Genomic DNA, 16,237 nt, shown 5'->3' on the forward strand with positions numbered 1-16,237 from the left:
TTCGCGCTCCAATGTCAGGCTTTCAATTCCAATGTAGCGACCCTGCGGGTCGATTGGGATGAACCATCACCCCGGTTTGGGAAAAATCGGACACAGAAAGACGACGGGCGGACGATTCGGTTTTGCAAGTAGAGAGGGAAGCAGTATGGAACTACTTCCCGGCAGGGTTGCACTTATCCCACCCCATCTTACTGAGTTTTCAAGCTTCGATACTCGTTTGAGCATATATAGTTTATGCTTATAAGATTCATTGTTTCTGTTTAACCTCGCTCTACTTCCGCTTCGGGCTGCAGGTAGGCGGCGAAGCGTTGGGTAAACGAGCCGTCGATGATAGCGGCGCGCAGTTCGGCGCTGAAGCGGCTGAGGGTGGCAATGTTGTGAATCGAAAGCAGGGTCATGGCGAGAATCTCGCCGCTGCGCACCAGATGGCTCAAATAGGCGCGGCTGAAGTGGCGGCAGGTGTAGCAGGGACAGTGGGTATCGAGGGGTGCAAAGTCGCGGCGGAACTGGGCGTTTTTGAGGTTGATGCGCCGATCGCCGGTGGCATTTATAAGTAGGGCGCTGCCGTGGCGGGCGACGCGGGTGGGCATGACGCAATCAAACAGATCGACGCCCACCGCCGCCGCCTGGGCAAGCTCGCGGAAAGTACCTACGCCCATCAAATAGCGCGGTTTGTGCTCCGGCAGCAGCGGGGCGGTGACGCGCACGACCTTTTCGATGAGCATCCCTGGTTCACCGACGCTCACCCCGCCGATGGCGTAGCCGGGCAGGTCGGCTGATGCGAGTACTTCGGCGCAGTGGGCGCGCAGATCGGGCCAGACGCCTCCTTGAACGATGCCAAAGAGAGCCTGATCGCTGCGGCGGTGGGCCGCCAGGCAGCGCTCGAACCAGTGCAATGTGCGCGTCACTGCCCGCTCGACTGCCGATCGCTCAGCCGGATAGGGCGGGCACTCGTCGAAGGCCATCGCCACGTCCGCCCCGAGGGCGTTCTGAACGGCCATCGCGTACTCGGGGGTAAAGCGCACCAGGCTGCCGCTTCTGGGTTCGCGAAAGGTTACCCCGTCATCGTCGATCGTCCGCAGGCTGCTCAGGCTGAAGACCTGAAATCCCCCTGAGTCGGTGAGGATCGGGCCGGGCCACTGCATGAAGTGGTGCAGGCCGCCCGCCTCAGCGACGATCTCAGCTCCTGGCTGCAGGCTGAGGTGGTAGGTGTTGGCCAGAATCATCTGGGCACCGGCCTCGACCAGTTGGGCGGGGGTGAGGGTCTTTACCGTCGCCTGGGTGCCCACCGGCATAAAGCAGGGGGTAGTCACAGGCCCGTGAAGCGTCTGGAAGGTAGCGGCTCGCGCCGCTCCCAGGCGGTGTTCGATGTGAAAACTAAATAAACTAGCCGTCAAGATCGTCGTCGTCGTCGTCCCAGTCCTCGCTCAGGCGCGAGGATTCGAGCAGGACTTCCTCGACGACCGAGCGCAGGCCGGTATTGAGGCGATGGCGAATCGTGTGGGTCGGCTCCTCGCTGTCGCGCTCTTCGAGCGGGTCGGTAGCCGGGATGAGCCGGACGATGCGCCCTTCTTGAATCAAGTTGAACTGGGGGCGCTCGTCGCTGGGCCAGTCGAGCCTGAGACAGTCGAAGCTGTTGACGTTGAGGTAGATGGTGCGGTTGGCGATCATCGTGGCACCGGCGGGATCGCTGAAGACTTCCATGATGTAGGCTTCACCGCAGCGGCGGACCTGACCGTCCTGGATGTCCATGTAGCTGACCCTGCCCAGATCTTCGAGGACTCGAATCATGTCTTGTTTGTTGACAACGAGCCCGACATCGACGATGCAGGGAGGTGCAGGCTGGTGCTTACTCATTCGTTTAGCCTCAGGAGGATCGTCGCCGGCAGAACCAGCGGTCCAAGCTTGTGCCCTACTGCACAGTATATCCAGAGGGCTCGGGAAAATGACAAATGATCGCCAACTTTTCGAGCAAGAGCGAAACGCGGTTCATTCCGTTACAGTGGTTTACGGAACCACGAGCGTCAAACCTCAAATAGTTGAGCAGGGGGAGTGAGCGGATGGGACGGAACCATGCGCATCGCAGTTGATGCGATGGGCGGAGATTACGCCCCGCAGGAGATCGTCGCCGGTGCCTTGCTGGCGCGTGCGCAGTTGGGAGTGGAGATTGTCCTGGTAGGCGACGCCCAGGCGGTGGCGCGCGAACTGAGAAAGCTCAACGCCGCCCAACTCGTCGAGATCATCGACGCCCCCGAGCAGGTGCGCATGGACGAGGAACCGACTGCCGTGCGCCGCAAGCGCAAATCCTCGATCGTGATCACGATGGATCTGGTCAAACAGGGCAAAGCCGATGCGGCGGTGGCTGCCGGTAACACCGGAGCGGCGATGGCGGCGGCCCTGCTGCAGATTGGCCGCCTGGGAGGCATCGACCGGCCTGCGATCGGGGCGCTGTTACCGACTTTGAAGCTGGGCAAGCGGGTGCTGCTCCTTGATGCCGGGGCGAACACCGATTGCCGGGCGCGCTTTCTCGAACAGTTTGCCCTGATGGGTGCGCTCTACAGCCGCTACGCCCTCGGGGTCGAAAGACCGCAGGTGGGCCTGCTCAATATTGGCGAGGAGCGCGGCAAGGGCAACGAGACGGTAGCAGAAGCCTACGAATTGATTCACAAGAATCCGAACATCCCCTTTGCCGGGAACTGCGAGGGGCGCGATGTGATGACTGGCCAGTTCGATGTCGTCGTCTGCGATGGCTTCGTGGGCAATATCCTGCTCAAATTTGCCGAAGGGGTGGGCCTGGTGGCACTCCAGATTCTCAAAGAAGAACTACCCCGTGGCTTTACCGGCAAAATCGGCACCGCCGTCATGCAGGACAACCTGCGCCAGGTCAAGCAGCGCATGGACTACGCCGCCTACGGCGGTGGCTTGCTTTTGGGCATCAACGGCGTCTGCATCATCGCCCACGGTTCCTCAAAGGCCGAGGGCATCCTCAGCGCCATCCGACTTGCCAAGGAGGCGGTCGATAACCGCGTGCTCGAACGCATTCTGCAGCAATCAGGCAGCAATTGAACCTGAAAACCAGTCGCCCCTGCAGAAGAGGTCTGCAGGGGCGTCCCGGCGAATCTGGATATTCCGCAGTCTTGACTGCCGGAAGGAAACTCTCTAGAGAGCAGCAGCTCCGGCGCACAGCCGACTGTTTGCGGTCCGAAGATTCAGGCTACTATCAGGTATACTCATCGGCACCACCTCCCTCTCCCTATCTGGTGAGTGTAAAGTTCTCCAACACTATAACTGACTGGCCCTGCAGGTGCAACCCCCTTCATAAATTACCGCTCGTAGGGCATGATTAGAGGCGGACATTTTTCAGCCGCCTTCCATGCGTTATCTTCTCGCTCTGGTATTTTCGCTTGCCCTATCCACGCTTCCCGTTGCCGCTCAAAGTAGTCTCGACGGCTGGCTTTCGAGCTTTCGAGCGAGGGTGGCCACCCAGTGGAAAGCGCCCACCAACCAGCAAAAGCCAGTCGTCCTGGAAGTGCGGATCAACCGCGCCGGTCTGATCCGGGGTTTGAGCTTGACCACTTCCTCCGGCGACACCGAGGTGGACAAGGCGGCAGCCGATGCCGTGCGCAGCGCCGTTCCTTTTAATCCCCTGCCGGAGGAGTCGGAGGTGCTGCAGGCGCAGGTGGAGCTGACCCTGGCACCGGGAGCCACACCCGCTGCCACTGTCCAGCCGCGAAATGTGTTTTTGGGAGTAGAGACCAGCCGGATTCCTGCCCAGGATGGCAAGCCCGAAAAAGTCTACGTGAGCGGTGCCACCTGTCCGTCCGCTGAGCAGGCAAAGCTCAGGCCAAACGATCGGATCGTTGCCCTGGCAGGTCAGCCCGTCAAAGCAGGCAGCGACATCCGTACCATTCTCGTAACCCACAAACCCCACGAGACGATCACTGTCCGCATCGAGCGCAACGACGCTGAATTTGACCTGCCCCTGCAACTGTGCGGCGTAGAAGTGCATCTTCCGGTTCTGCAACCGGAGCCTATCCCAGCAAAGCTGACAAAACTCGAAGCGCTGCCGCCCTCCAACCTGCTCAAAGCCGAGCAGGTCTTTGGCTGGGGCAACGTGCTCGGGGCAGACCTCCAGCAGGGAACGCTCGCGGTTGTCGTTGGAGCGCAGCCCGGCGAAGAGGTGCTGAAGGCAGCGAGTACGAAGCTCTTCGAGCAGGTCCGATCCGGCGATGTCCGCAACCTGCAGGTTCAGGTCGAGACCGCCGACAGTGAGCGCGCCTGGCAGGCAAAAACAGATGGCACGGCGATCGCGATTACCAGACACCCGCCGGACTGGCAGAGTGCGCCCCTGCGCCTCAAGGCCGGAACTGTTTTACCGGTGCGCCTGGACATCCAGAACATCAAAGATATACGCCAGGGAGACACCATCGCCGTCACCGGCAAGATTCTCGACGACGTGCTCGATCGCAACGGCGTCCCCCTGGTGCGCTCCGGAACAGTCGTGGCCGGCAAGATGGTCACCACCCCGCCCTTCGGTCACCGGCTGGTCCTCGAAACAATCGGCAAAGCCAAAACACCGATCAGCGCCGAATCGGAGGTCTTACCGGCGCGGGAAGTGCTCCTGGATCGCAGCGGTTCCGTCAAGGCTGCCTTTGCCTCGTTGCTCTACGGCGGCCAGGTCGTCGGCGTCTCGATCAAGCAGCCCCTCAGCTTCCAGCCCGATCCGCCGGAGCGGGTTTTGAAATTGCCCGCTCCCGCTGAGGATGTGGGTGCTGCAGTCGCCCAACCGACGGCGAAGCGCGGACTCGAACTGTACAACGAGGGCGTCGCAGCGGCATCCCGGCAAGATTGGAATAAAGCGATCGACACTTTCAAGCTCTCGCTGGCAAACTTTCCCTCGCGCAACGCCCGCGAAGCTCTGGGCTGGAGCTACGAGCGGCGGGCCGAAAAATTGCTCAACCTCGACAACGTTCCGCCGGCAATCGGAGATCTTGAGCGCGCCGTTCACCTGCAGGCCAAAGTATCCAATAGCCTGCTGCTGCTGGCGAGCGCCTATCAGGCCCTCATCGACGAAGCGGGTGCCTCGATCGGGGAGGATCAGCTCGCCTACTACCGCCACCACGCGACGATCTACGGTCTGGCGCTGCCGGACTACTCCAACCGCCTGGTGGGACTTTTTGCTCAAGAACCCGCCCCGGCACCGGCCCAGGGAGCGGATTACCTCGACAACGTTCTGTATCTATTTGGCAAGTCCGGAACGGCGACCCGGCAGGTGACGGTCCGCTTCGATCGCCAGCCGATCAAAGTCTATATAGCCGCTGCTCCGAGTCCCGAGTACGACGAGGCCACCTGGCGGGCCGTCAAAACCTGGGAAGAGTTGAGCGATGGCACCGTGCGCTTTGAGCGGGTGAATCAATCGACCGACGCCGATATTACCGTCGTCTACTCTTACTTTTTGCTCAGAGGGATCGCCGGATACACCGACTACGCTCTGAGCAGTTTCGACCCCCGCGCCTTCGGCAGCCGTATGGCCGCTCCCCTCGTCAACATCAACCTGTACTACCCGCTCAGACTGCGGCCCGAGGGGCGGTTAAAACTGTTTGGGGCAGTCGCTGCCCACGAATTCGGCCACGCCCTGGGGATGTATGGCCACAGCGACAGCATCGACGATCTGATGTATCCGAGCGTCCACGGTGCCACTGGACCCTCAGCCCGCGACATTGCGACCCTTAAGAAGCTTTACGAGCGCCGCGTCGATATCACCCGGCCCTGAGATGTCAGGTGCGGGCGGCAGTGGCAGGGGACTGGCCTTCGTTCTGGAAGAGCACCGTGCTCAAGTAGCGCTCGCCGAAACTGGGCTGGATGAAGACGATGAGCTTGCCGGTGTTCTCGGGCCGCTTTGCCACCTGCAGCGCTGCCCAGAGGGCCGCTCCGGTGGAGATGCCCGAGAGCAGTCCTTCTTCTTTGGCGAGGCGGCGGCTGTACTCGATCGACTTGTCGTCGGGAACAGCGATCACTTCATCGATCACATCCCGGCGCAGCACCTCGGGCACGAAGCCCGCCCCGATGCCCTGAATCAGGTGCATTCCCGGATTGCCGCCCGAGAGCACCGGGCTACCGGCGGGTTCGACGGCGATGATCTGCACGCCGGGCTTGCGCGCCTTCCAGACTTCGCCGACGCCCGTAATCGTGCCGCCCGTGCCGACCCCGGCAATAAAGATGTCCATCTGACCATCGGTGTCGCGCCAGAGTTCTTCGGCGGTCGTCTCGCGGTGGATCTTGGGGTTGGCCGGGTTGCGGAACTGCTGGGGCATAAAAGCGCCCGGTATCTCGCGGACAATCTGCTCGGCGCGGCGGATCGCCCCGCGCATTCCCTCGGAGCCGGGGGTGAGTTCGAGCTGGGCACCGTAGGCGCGCAGCAGGGCCCGGCGCTCACTGCTCATCGTCTCGGGCATGGCCAGGATGAGCCGGTAGCCCCGCGCCGCCGCCACCATCGCGAGGGCAATGCCGGTGTTGCCGGAGGTGGGTTCGACCAGGGTGGTCTTGCCGGGCAGAATCAGACCCTGCTTTTCGGCCTCATCGATCATCGAGACACCGATGCGGTCTTTGACCGAGGAGGCGGGATTGGCGCTTTCGAGCTTGACGACGATCCGGGCAAGCGCCCCTTCGGAAGCCGGGATGCGGTTGAGTTGCACCAGCGGCGTGCGGCCAATCAGTTCGGTAATGTCGTGGGCAATGTTCATGGCAATTTAGATGTAGTACATGACGGTGCTCTGGCGGCGGTCGTGCAGTTCGCAGAGCTTTTGCAGCGAATAGTTTTTGAGCACCTGCTCGGCAGCCTGGCGCGATTCGGCCCAGACATCGCGCACCAGCGCCGCCTCGATCGTGCAGTTACTCGGCACTTCCCTTTCTTCCTGCCCTTCGATGCACTGGACAATTTCAAGCAGGTTGATCGCAAAAGGCTCGCGGGCGAGCAGGTAACCGCCCCGCGCGCCGCGCTGCGACTTGACCAGGCCGTGGCGGCGCAGGTCAGCGAGCAGCTGCTCGAGGTAGCGGTCGGGAATGCACTGGCACTGGGCAATTTCTTTGATCTGCATCGGCTCACCCTTGTTGTGGCCCAGGGCCAGTTGCAACATCGCGAGCAATGCATATTCACTTTTAGCGGAAAGTTCCACAGCACACACCTTTGAAAGGCTCGTTCCCATCATACTCAATCTCCCCTACCCAGGTGGGGATTCGTCTGTTTCTGTCAAGAAGCGCTCGACAATCTGCTGGTAGTCGCGCTGGGCTTCGAGCATTGGAAAGTGGCCGGTGGCCGGGATCACTTCCAGCCGCAGCTGGGGATTCAGCTCGCTCGCCCGCCGCGCGCCTGTCGCCGGAATAATCTGATCGCGCTCGCCGCTAATCAGCAGTGTCGGTACCTGCAACTGGCGAAAGGCGTCCGGCATCTGGTAGGTGGCGTGTTTGCCGATCGAGCTGTAGAGCGTTCCCCTGGCAGCAGCACTGCTGGCGACGACATAATCTTCGAGAAACAAGCGCGCCCAACGATCTTCGAGCAGTTTATGGACAAAGCGGCGCTGAAAGGCGGTGCGGATTGGAGGAAGATGCACGATCCAGGCTGGGCGCAGGGCGATGACGATGTTGCTTGCCAGATAAAACGTCTCAAACAGCAGCATCTCGTACTCGAAGACGCCGGTGCAGGTGAGGATAAGGCGGCGCACGCGCTCGGGGAACAAATTGGCAAAGGCAAGGCCGATCGACGCACCCATCGAGTGGGCATTGAGGTCGATGCGCTCGAAACCGAGATGATCGATGAGGGCCAGGAGTTCGCGGCTGTAGGCTTCTAAAGAAAAGTCGCGCGAGGCGGTGGCGGTGAGGCGCGAGCGGCCAAAACCGCGCAGGTCGTAGCTCAGGCAGAGGGTTCTATTGGCACTGTCGGCAATGAGCGGCTCCCAGTAGCGCGAGGAGCCACACCAGCCATGTACGAAGACCCTCGGTACCTGGCCGGACCGGGCGGTGCCCTCCAGGGTATAAAAGTGTTCGGTGCCGTCGATGGTGACGTAGGGCATCGCAGTCGGTAGTTTTTTTCAGCTTAGGCGCTGCTTGCGGGCGCGCCTATTCCGCCAGGATACCGGCCAGGGTGCTGAAGGGCGTATTGAGGCCAAAGGTGGCGGGATTGATCGCGTTGTAGCGGAAGTGGCGCTGCTTGAAGTAGTAGTAATCCCAGGGACTCATCTGGATTTGGAAGATTTTGATGATCCACTCTGCCAGGCCCAGGGTCAACTCGAAGCGCACCGGTACGCGCTTACCAAAAAAGGCGCAGAACTGCTCGACACATTCGTTGAAGGTGATCGCCGGATTGCCCAGGACGAGTTCTTTGCTCTCCGTGTCGTGATCGAGCAGGTAGTGCGTCACCAGGGCAATATCGTGGGCGTGGATAAAGTGAAAGCTCGCATCTGTCTTAAAAAATCGGGCCACTCCCAGCCAGCGCGTCAATTTAGGAATGCCGGAGGAGACGTGGGAGACGGGCTTGTCCTTGCCCGCCGCCAGGATGAGCGCCGGAAAGAGCGTCGTGATCCGCTCGTAAACGTCCAGCTCGCTCAGCCGCTCATGACAGATAAATTTGGAGCGCACGTAGTCGGTGCCTTCTTGCCGGGCAAATTCGAGGGGCTTGTGATCGCCGTCGAGGATACTGCTGGTCGAAAAATAAAGAATCTTGCGGCAGCGCTCGCGGTTGACGGCATTCATGAGCGCCAGACTCTGGACGACGTTGACCTGATAGGTGATCTCAGCGCCGCCCCAGGAGGTGGCCATGTGAATGAGAAAGTCAGCTTCGTCGAGAAACGGCTGGTAGAGCGAGCGGTCCGCCAGATTCGCCTGGATAATCGTGACGCGGGGATGGTGGCGGATGCTGCTTTTGAGCTTGAGCGGATCTCTTAGAAGCAAAAACAGGTTGTATCGATCGTCTTCGACCAGGATATCGAGCAGGTACTGGCCCACACAACCGCTAGCCCCGGTAATGAAGACGTTCCTGCGCTGCGTCCCGCCGTTCAAGGGTTTCCAACCTCCCGAGCAGAGTGGTCTCTCGAATCTTAAATTATAGAAGGTTTTTCTGAACAGATTTTTCGACTTTCGTAGCCGCTGCTTCTCCGGCTTAAAGCGCATCTGTTAGCGTGGTGGTGTCGCTCCCTGGCTGTGCCGCATGATCGAACTGCACTGTCACACCACCTGTTCTGACGGCACGCTGACGCCGGGCGAACTGGTGGCGGCGGCGGCGGGAGCCGGTATTCAGGCCCTTGCAATTACCGATCACGACACCCTCACAGGTTGGGACGAGGCGCGTCTTGCCTGCGCGCAGTACGGCCTCGAACTGGTGCCGGGGGTCGAACTGAGCACTCTGCACAACGGCTGTTCCCTGCACGTCCTCGGTTTTTATCCGGATCAAGCGAAACTGACTCCTTTTCTTGAGGAGCGCCACGCCGCCCGCGTGCGCCGGGCGCGCAGCACCGTCGAGCGCCTTGCGGATCTGGGCTATCCCATCGAGATGCCCCGCGCCTCGACGCCGGGCCGCTTTCACATCGCCCGCGCCCTCAAGGAAGCCGGTTATATCAAAGACGAACAGCAAGCCTTTCAGCGCTGGATCGGCGAGGGCAAACCCGCCTACGTTCCCTACGAGCACCTGAGCGCTGCCGAGGGTATCGAGCGGCTGCGGGAGTGCGGCGCTGTCACCGTCTGGGCGCACCCGATGCTCTTTCGCGGCGGCAATGTCGAGGCCGTACTTCCTGTCCTCGTCGCCGCCGGGCTGCAGGGTCTCGAAGTCTACCACTGCGAGCACACCCCCCGCCAGAGTGCCCGCCTCGAGGTCCTCTGCCGCGAGTGGAGCCTCATCGCTACCGGCGGCAGTGACTTTCACGGCGACAACAAAGATGGCGTCAGCCTCAACATGCTCCGCCTTCCCCTCAGCCTGCTCGAACCGCTCAAGCGCCTCGCCAACCTCCCCACCGCCATTGCATGATCGACAAGCACGCCCGACTCATGGCGCTCCTTACTGGCTTTGAGCGCGTACTGGTCGCCTACTCCGGCGGCGTCGATAGCACCCTGGTGGCCAAGGTCGCCTTCGACGCGCTGGGCGATCGCGCCCTCGCCGTGACCGCCGCCTCCCCCGCTCTGATGGCCGAAGACCTCGAAGACGCCGTCCGCCAGGCCGTCGCCATCGGCATCCGCCACGAGATTATCGAAACTGCCGAACTGGACGATCCGAATTACAGCGCCAACCCGGCGAATCGCTGCTACTTTTGCAAGAGCGAACTGCACGGCAAACTGGTTCCCCTCGCCCAGAGTTGGGGCATCGAGACCGTCCTCGACGGAGCGAACCTCGACGATCTGGGCGACTACCGCCCCGGCTTTCAGGCCGCCCGCGAAAAAGGCGTCCGCTCGCCTCTCATCGAAGCGGGCTTCAGCAAGCTCGACGTGCGCGCACTGAGCCGCCGATTGGGTCTTTCCACCTGGGACAAACCGGCCATGCCCTGCCTCGCCTCGCGCTTTCCCTACGGCGAATCTATCGACCGCGAAAAACTCTTGCGCCTCGCTGCCGCCGAGCGCTTTATGCGCCGCCTGGGCGAGCGGGACTTTCGGGTCCGCTCCTCCGGCGACACCGCCCGCATCGAACTTGCCCCCGAGCGCATCAAAGAATTCGTCCTGCGCATCGACCTCGCCGAACTGGTGCGCGCCTTCCAGTCTTTTGGCTACAAGCTCGTCACCCTCGACCTCGAAGGCTACCGGAGCGGCAAACTCAACTCCGTCCTGCCGCCCGAGCAACTGCAGCGCTACACCCAAAAACCATGACCAGCAGCCCCTGGCGACACAAACCCTGGTGGTGCCAGCCGTGGTCGATTCTCCTCACCGGCTGTGGCTGGATTGGCATCACCTATTGGGGATTGGGCCTCTCCTTCTGGTGGATCCTCATCTCCGCCCCTGTCCTCGTCTGGATGATTTACTTTTTATTTGTCTGGCCCCGGCTGATGCGCCGCTCCTATCCTGACTGAGCCCATCGGACACGGCTCAATTCCAGGAACGGCGGCAATACAGTGGAACCGCAGCGGAGTACCGTAGCTACGCTGTAAGTACGTTTAAGTGGAAGGGGCACGTATGAGAACAAAGCTGATCAAGATCGGAAACTCGCGCGGCGTTCGGTTGCCCAGACCCTTGCTAGAAGAGGCGGGTCTCACCGACTATGTTGAGATCCTTGCCGCTCCAGGTGTTCTGACACGATGCTGAAGGTTTTGGACGTACTGCAAGCGATGTTCGCTCCATAAGTGTACAGAGCGCTGAGACTCGATGGACCTTGCTGGTACAGGCGTGGGTCGAATTGGACCATAGCCATTACAGGAACGCCCGGACGCCAGCATAATGTACTCATTGCTGGAGTACTGATACTTTGAAGTTACTCTCCATCCGCAATTTGATGGGCTTCAGGAAGCTCCAGTGGCAGGCGAACTGCAGAATATTCTTTCTGAACCTGCCTGATTTTGCCGGGAGATAGACACCGATGGTCAATATTCTGCCGACACCCCCAAATTTGATCACAGAGAGCTGGATACCAGCTTCCTGGGAAGGATTTCTGGCGATAGTGAACCGCCCCGAATTGGAACAGGCGAGGTGTTACTACGATGCCGGTTGGATGAGGGTTGAAACGGTGCCTATTGGATTTGCTCATGGACGCGATAACGCAGTGCTGGCGTCGGTCGTGAGCCTGTACGCAACCTTGAAGGATCTGCCGTTTTTATCTATGACCAACGGCAGTTTCCGCAAAGCCGGTGAACAAGAATGCCAGCCGGATCTCGCGTTTTATATCGGTGCGGAATTGCCGGATATCCCTCGGAGCAACAGTCCTGTCGATCTGAATCTGTACACTCCTCCTGCGCTGGTGATTGAAGTGGCTTCCACGACCCTGAGCGATGATCTGGGCCAGAAGCGCCTGCTGTACGAGCGGCTCGGAGTACGAGAGTACTGGGTAGTGAACGTCGAAGCTGCAGCGATTGTCGCCTTTGCCGTTGCGGATGGAGGTAGCCGTCAAATTCAGGTGTCGGCGGTATTGAGCGGCCTATTTTTGTCGGTGGTAGAAGAAGCACTGCGGCGCAGCCAGAGCGAGGATGACGGAGCTGTAAACCGCTGGCTGTTGCAGCAGTTCCGCTAAGAGGCTGCGTGCTGGGCGGGAATCATTTCAGCGGGCAGGAGAGGAGCTGCCGATTTTGGGCTCGGTGCCCTTAAGCAGGCGGGCAATGTTGCTGCGGTGCCGGAAGACGACGGAGAGGCCGCCGGCCAGGCCGAACAAAATAAAGGGCAATGAGGTGCCCCAGAGGTAAAAGCCAATCGGGGCGGCGAGGGCAGCGACGATCGAGGCGAAGGAGACGATCCGGGTGGCCCCGAAGCAGAGTCCCCAGATAGCAAAGAGGGTCAGCCCCACCTGCCACTGCAGCCCAAAGACGATGCCGATGCTCACCGCTACGGATTTGCCGCCGCGAAAGCCAAGCCAGATGGGCCAGCTGTGACCGACGATGGCCGCAAGTCCGGCTCCGACGATGGCCCAGCTTCCGTTGTCGCCCAATAGGGCGCGGGCCATCAGGATCGCTACCAGTCCTTTCAATACGTCGATGAGGAGGACGGCAATCGCCGGACCTTTGCCGAGGGTGCGCAGGACGTTGGTCGCCCCGGTTGAGCCGGAACCCTGCTCGCGGATGTCGATGCCCTTGAGGAGGCGGCCCGCCAGATAACCCGCCGGAAAGGAGCCAATCAAGTAGGCAAGCAGCCAGGTAGCGAGGATGAGAGGCCAGTTCATCGCCGCACCGTCTGGGGCAAGAATTGTTCGAGGTACAGGCGCAACTGCTGCTCGTCGAAGAGCATCGGGATGAAGTGGGGGCTGTAGACTTCGCGAAAGTAAAAAAGAATCGGCAGCCCCGGCCAGAAAATCTTCCAGCTCAGCCAGTCCTTGTAAGGAAAGCTCACCACCCGGCGGCGGTACTGCCAGACCTCGAAGGCTTCGGCGGCGAAGACAAGGCGCACCGTGGCGGTCTGAAAACCGAGAAACAGACCAAAGATCACAAGCAGCAGACCGATGCCCAGAATCCAGCGCACCGCCAGCAGGCCCAGGACGATCACCGCCAGGCTCAACCAGGGCCGGGGCGAGACGACGCGGGCGCTCGAAGGGGGCGGGGCAAAGGGGTCCGTGAACACAAGTCGGTGCGCGAACGGCTAGATTCATCGTACCGTGCGCCCAAGAGGCTCCCAGCCACGGTCGCGAATATCCCTAGGGTTCTGCCGATTTTGGATGAGAGTACCGGTCGCTGTTCAGCAGGCGGACTACAGTAGTGATCGTCCCGAGGTGCGCTCGATGGAATCGCCGCCCAAACCGCTTTCTGTAGGCTCACTGATCGACGGGCGCTACCGTCTGGTGCGCTTTATCGATGGCGGCGGCATGGGCAAGGTGTACGAGGCCGCCGATACGCGGCTGGCGGACAAGTCTGTCGCCATCAAGGTGCTGTTGCAGAATCTGGTGGGCGACGGCAAGCTCTTCGAGCAGTTGCACCGCCGCTTCGAGCAGGAAGCGCAGCTGTGTGCGCTATTGGCAAGCCAGCCCGGCATCATTCAGGTGAGCGACTTCGGTATCGACGATCAGCGGCCCTACCTGGTGATGGAGTACCTGGGAGCGCCGCCCCTGGGCCGCAGTCTCAAAGAAGTGATTCTCCACGAGGGGCCGCTTTCGCTGGAGCGGACCATCCGCCTCGCCGTCCAGATCTGCGAAAGTCTGCAATACGCCCACTCGGTGCGCACGCACCTGGGCGGCAGACAGATCATGGGCGTCGTCCACCGCGACATCAAGCCCAGCAACATCTTTGTCATGGACCGGGGCAGAGGAAACGAGTTCACCAAGATTCTTGACTTTGGCATCGCCAAGGCGGTGAGCGACGTCAGCCTCGCCCTCGGCACCAACATGGGCTTTATCGGTACCTGCGACTACGCTTCTCCCGAGCAGTTGCGCGGCGAAGACCTCGACGGGCGCACCGACATCTACTCGCTGGGCATCGTGCTCTACCAGATGCTCACCGGCCAGTTGCCGCTGCAGCCGCAGACCAACTCCTTTGCCGGCTGGTACCAGGCCCACAACCACGATCAGCCCACCGATCTGAGCAGCTTGAAGCTGGGTGAGGCGGTTCCTGCCGAAATTGCCAGGGCAATCATGAGTTGTCTTGCAAAAAATCCGGACCAGCGGCCCGCCTCGATGCAGGAGCTGAGCGAACGGTTGCAGGCGGGGCTGGTGGCACCGACGCACCTGCTCGTGGCACCGACGCACCAGCGCCCGCAGGTGGAAGCGGGTGAACCGGCGCGGGCCGACACGGTTTTTGCCGCCACGGCCACTTCGCCTAAAGCGGCGGCGGTGAAAGCCAGGGTGCAGAACCCACCGGAGCCGACGACGACTACAGGGCCGGGTTCACTGGCGCTCCTGCTGGGGGCGGGCCTCGGTCTGGCGGTCGTCGTGGGCGGTGGGGCGGCCCTTTTCTGGTCGTCCCGCTCCCAGGCTCCGCCGAAGCCACCCGCGCCAAAGCCTGCTGCAGCCTCGGTGAGCGAGGGCAACAGCGGCATTCAGGTGCAGCGCCTTGAGATCCATCGGCCCGAGAACGAAAAAGCGGCAGTCCATAAAAACCTGCCGCTTTTTGAGAGCGCCTCGCGGCTGGAGGGGCACACCCAACCGGTGAGCGCCCTGGCGGTAAGCGCCGACGGCACGAAACTTGCCAGCGGCGGCAGCGACCGCACCGTGCGGCTCTGGAATCTGGGCGACGGTACCGCCGGTTTGAGCCTGAGCGACAACCTCGACTCGGTGCGGTCGGTCGCCCTCGCCCGCAGCCGTCCGCTCGTGATAAGCGGCGGCAGTGACAGGAGCATCCGCCTCTGGGACGGCGAGAGCGGCCAGTTGCAGCGCACCCTGAACGGCTACTCCGGTGCAGTGCTCGCCGTCGCCGTCAGCCCCGACGAGCAGGTGATCGCCGGTGGCAGCGCCGATGGCACCGTCAAACTCTGGAACGCCGAGAGCGGTGAGCTACTGCGCACGTTGAGCGGCCACACCGACGCGGTGCGGGCCCTCGCCTTCAGTCCCGACGGCAAACTGCTCGCCACCGGCAGCGACGATCGCACCCTGCGGCTGTGGGAGGTAGCAGGCGGTGATGAGCCATTGCGCACGTTGAGCGGCCACGCCGGAGCGGTGCGCGCCATCGCCTTCAGTCTTGACGGCAGCCTGCTTGCTACCGGTAGCAGCGACGGCGCTGCCAGGCTCTGGGATCCCGCAAGCGGCAAATTGCTGCGCACGCTCTCCGAGCACGAGCGCGCCGTCAACGCCGTCGCCATCAGCCCCGACGGCAAACTGCTCGCCACCGGCAGCGACGATCGGACTGTCCGGCTCTGGCGGTTACCCACCGGGGAACTGGAGCAGACTTTTAAGCCCACTGGCCGCCCGATCAACGCCCTCGCCTTCAGCCCGGACGGAACGAGCCTGATCGTGGCCGGCGACGACCCGACGATCCGAATCTGGCGGCGCACTTCCAGCGACGCTTCTCTCAGCCCATGAGTACCATCAAGATCGGCGTCCTCACCGCCTCCGACCGGGCGAGCGCCGGGGTCTACGACGATCTTTCCGGCCCGGCGATTGTCGAGACGTTAAAGCGCTATCTCAAAAGCGAATGGCAGCCGGTCTATCGATTGATCAGCGACGATCGACCGACGATCGAGCGCGAACTCATTCAGCTCATCGATGGCGAGGGCTGCTGTCTGGTGGTCACCACCGGCGGCACCGGCCCTGCCCCCCGCGATGTCACCCCCGAGGCGACCGAGGCAGTCTGTGACAAGCTCCTGCCCGGTTTTGGCGAACTGATGCGCTCTGTCTCGCTCCGGTACGTTCCGACCGCCATTCTTTCAAGGCAGACCGCCGGTACGCGGGGCCGGGGGCTCATCATCAACCTGCCCGGCAAACCCAAGTCGATCCGCGAGTGCCTGGAGGCGGTCTTTCCGGCAGTGCCCTACTGCATCGACCTCATCGGCGGACCGTACCTGGAAGTCGATCCGGCGGTGATCCAGGCGTTTCGCCCCCGCTCGTAGCGCCGGGGGGGCGCAGCGGTTCGTCTGCGGGCGCACAGCACGGGGAGCCGGGAGGATGCCACAATCGGGACGGCACCCTAGCGATGGATAT

General features: G+C 61.8%; 16 protein-coding genes. 8 read left to right on the plus strand and 8 right to left on the minus strand.

The features are described from left to right. Positions 1–260 precede the first annotated feature (260 nt). Together tgt and GKIL_RS05835 are read right to left on the minus strand one after the other, a co-directional pair. The gene (tgt, locus tag GKIL_RS05830; RefSeq protein WP_051382690.1) at positions 261–1,397 is read right to left on the minus strand and encodes a tRNA guanosine(34) transglycosylase Tgt; all 1,137 of its coding nucleotides are present in this window, start codon (positions 1,395–1,397) and stop codon (positions 261–263) included. Then, entirely contained in the window at positions 1,387–1,857 is a 471-nt protein-coding gene (locus tag GKIL_RS05835; protein WP_023172527.1) for a hypothetical protein, read from the minus strand. The genes tgt and GKIL_RS05835 overlap by 11 nt, the downstream gene beginning before the upstream one ends. A gap of 216 nt (positions 1,858–2,073) precedes the next feature. Between GKIL_RS05835 and plsX the strand changes: the two genes are divergently transcribed. Together plsX and GKIL_RS05845 are read left to right on the plus strand one after the other, a co-directional pair. After that, positions 2,074–3,066, plus strand: coding sequence for a phosphate acyltransferase PlsX (gene plsX / locus GKIL_RS05840; protein ID WP_023172528.1), 993 nt, complete (start codon positions 2,074–2,076; stop codon positions 3,064–3,066). A 307-nt stretch (positions 3,067–3,373) separates the two neighbouring features. Beyond that, positions 3,374–5,773: a TonB family protein gene (locus GKIL_RS05845; protein ID WP_023172529.1), complete on the plus strand. Its 2,400-nt coding sequence runs from the start codon at positions 3,374–3,376 to the stop codon at positions 5,771–5,773. Between the two features lie 4 nt (positions 5,774–5,777). On the opposite strand, the gene cysK is transcribed toward GKIL_RS05845, so the two are convergent. From cysK to GKIL_RS05865, 4 genes are read right to left on the minus strand one after another with little or no spacing between them, the layout of a single operon-like run. Then, positions 5,778–6,743: a cysteine synthase A gene (cysK, locus tag GKIL_RS05850; protein ID WP_023172530.1), complete on the minus strand. Its 966-nt coding sequence runs from the start codon at positions 6,741–6,743 to the stop codon at positions 5,778–5,780. Positions 6,744–6,749: 6 nt separating this feature from the next. Further along, entirely contained in the window at positions 6,750–7,175 is a 426-nt protein-coding gene (locus GKIL_RS05855) for an RrF2 family transcriptional regulator (RefSeq protein ID WP_041244413.1), read from the minus strand. A 45-nt stretch (positions 7,176–7,220) separates the two neighbouring features. Next, positions 7,221–8,069, minus strand: a complete 849-nt coding sequence (locus GKIL_RS05860) for an alpha/beta fold hydrolase (RefSeq protein WP_023172532.1) — start codon at positions 8,067–8,069, stop codon at positions 7,221–7,223. A 46-nt stretch (positions 8,070–8,115) separates the two neighbouring features. Beyond that, positions 8,116–9,054: an NAD-dependent epimerase/dehydratase family protein gene (locus GKIL_RS05865; RefSeq protein WP_023172533.1), complete on the minus strand. Its 939-nt coding sequence runs from the start codon at positions 9,052–9,054 to the stop codon at positions 8,116–8,118. A gap of 148 nt (positions 9,055–9,202) precedes the next feature. Between GKIL_RS05865 and GKIL_RS05870 the strand changes: the two genes are divergently transcribed. From GKIL_RS05870 to GKIL_RS05885, 4 genes are all read left to right on the plus strand, one after another. After that, positions 9,203–10,015 (plus strand): PHP domain-containing protein, encoded by an 813-nt coding sequence (locus tag GKIL_RS05870; RefSeq protein WP_023172534.1) that lies wholly within the window; start codon positions 9,203–9,205, stop codon positions 10,013–10,015. A gap of 20 nt (positions 10,016–10,035) precedes the next feature. Beyond that, complete coding sequence (larE, locus tag GKIL_RS05875; RefSeq protein WP_245595901.1) at positions 10,036–10,845, plus strand: ATP-dependent sacrificial sulfur transferase LarE; 810 nt, start codon at positions 10,036–10,038, stop codon at positions 10,843–10,845. Continuing rightward, on the plus strand, positions 10,842–11,045 hold the full coding sequence (locus tag GKIL_RS05880; RefSeq protein ID WP_023172536.1) for a DUF6737 family protein: 204 nt from the start codon (positions 10,842–10,844) through the stop codon (positions 11,043–11,045). Before larE ends, GKIL_RS05880 begins: the two co-directional genes overlap by 4 nt. Positions 11,046–11,548: 503 nt before the next feature. Beyond that, on the plus strand, positions 11,549–12,196 hold the full coding sequence (locus GKIL_RS05885; protein ID WP_023172538.1) for a Uma2 family endonuclease: 648 nt from the start codon (positions 11,549–11,551) through the stop codon (positions 12,194–12,196). A 27-nt stretch (positions 12,197–12,223) separates the two neighbouring features. On the opposite strand, the gene plsY is transcribed toward GKIL_RS05885, so the two are convergent. Both plsY and GKIL_RS05895 read right to left on the minus strand, forming a co-directional pair. Continuing rightward, on the minus strand, positions 12,224–12,838 hold the full coding sequence (plsY, locus tag GKIL_RS05890) for a glycerol-3-phosphate 1-O-acyltransferase PlsY (RefSeq protein ID WP_023172539.1): 615 nt from the start codon (positions 12,836–12,838) through the stop codon (positions 12,224–12,226). Next, on the minus strand, positions 12,835–13,233 hold the full coding sequence (locus GKIL_RS05895) for a DUF3119 family protein (protein ID WP_023172540.1): 399 nt from the start codon (positions 13,231–13,233) through the stop codon (positions 12,835–12,837). The genes plsY and GKIL_RS05895 overlap by 4 nt, the downstream gene beginning before the upstream one ends. Before the next feature lie 94 nt (positions 13,234–13,327). On the opposite strand from GKIL_RS05895, the gene GKIL_RS22370 reads away from it, so the two are divergent. Together GKIL_RS22370 and mog are read left to right on the plus strand one after the other, a co-directional pair. After that, positions 13,328–15,619 carry a WD40 repeat domain-containing serine/threonine protein kinase gene (locus GKIL_RS22370; protein WP_144080329.1) on the plus strand — a complete coding sequence of 764 codons (2,292 nt, stop codon included), beginning with the start codon at positions 13,328–13,330 and terminating at the stop codon, positions 15,617–15,619. Then, complete coding sequence (gene mog / locus GKIL_RS05910) at positions 15,616–16,146, plus strand: molybdopterin adenylyltransferase (RefSeq protein WP_023172542.1); 531 nt, start codon at positions 15,616–15,618, stop codon at positions 16,144–16,146. The genes GKIL_RS22370 and mog overlap by 4 nt, the downstream gene beginning before the upstream one ends. Positions 16,147–16,237 lie beyond the last annotated feature (91 nt).

The organism is Gloeobacter kilaueensis JS1, from assembly GCF_000484535.1.
Lineage (GTDB): Bacteria > Cyanobacteriota > Cyanobacteriia > Gloeobacterales > Gloeobacteraceae > Gloeobacter > Gloeobacter kilaueensis.

What these genes read in the sequence shown, in the direction of transcription:
- plsX (WP_023172528.1), top strand. Translation starts at nt 2,074, where the DNA reads ATGCGCATCGCAGTTGATGCGATGGGCGGAGATTACGCCCCGCAGGAG.
- GKIL_RS05835 (WP_023172527.1), bottom strand. Translation starts at nt 1,857, where the DNA reads ATGAGTAAGCACCAGCCTGCACCTCCCTGCATCGTCGATGTCGGGCTC.
- mog (WP_023172542.1), top strand. Translation starts at nt 15,616, where the DNA reads ATGAGTACCATCAAGATCGGCGTCCTCACCGCCTCCGACCGGGCGAGC.
- GKIL_RS05860 (WP_023172532.1), bottom strand. Translation starts at nt 8,069, where the DNA reads ATGCCCTACGTCACCATCGACGGCACCGAACACTTTTATACCCTGGAG.
- larE (WP_245595901.1), top strand. Translation starts at nt 10,036, where the DNA reads ATGGCGCTCCTTACTGGCTTTGAGCGCGTACTGGTCGCCTACTCCGGC.
- GKIL_RS22370 (WP_144080329.1), top strand. Translation starts at nt 13,328, where the DNA reads ATGAGAGTACCGGTCGCTGTTCAGCAGGCGGACTACAGTAGTGATCGT.
- GKIL_RS05845 (WP_023172529.1), top strand. Translation starts at nt 3,374, where the DNA reads ATGCGTTATCTTCTCGCTCTGGTATTTTCGCTTGCCCTATCCACGCTT.
- GKIL_RS05880 (WP_023172536.1), top strand. Translation starts at nt 10,842, where the DNA reads ATGACCAGCAGCCCCTGGCGACACAAACCCTGGTGGTGCCAGCCGTGG.
- cysK (WP_023172530.1), bottom strand. Translation starts at nt 6,743, where the DNA reads ATGAACATTGCCCACGACATTACCGAACTGATTGGCCGCACGCCGCTG.
- GKIL_RS05885 (WP_023172538.1), top strand. Translation starts at nt 11,549, where the DNA reads ATGGTCAATATTCTGCCGACACCCCCAAATTTGATCACAGAGAGCTGG.
- GKIL_RS05870 (WP_023172534.1), top strand. Translation starts at nt 9,203, where the DNA reads ATGATCGAACTGCACTGTCACACCACCTGTTCTGACGGCACGCTGACG.
- plsY (WP_023172539.1), bottom strand. Translation starts at nt 12,838, where the DNA reads ATGAACTGGCCTCTCATCCTCGCTACCTGGCTGCTTGCCTACTTGATT.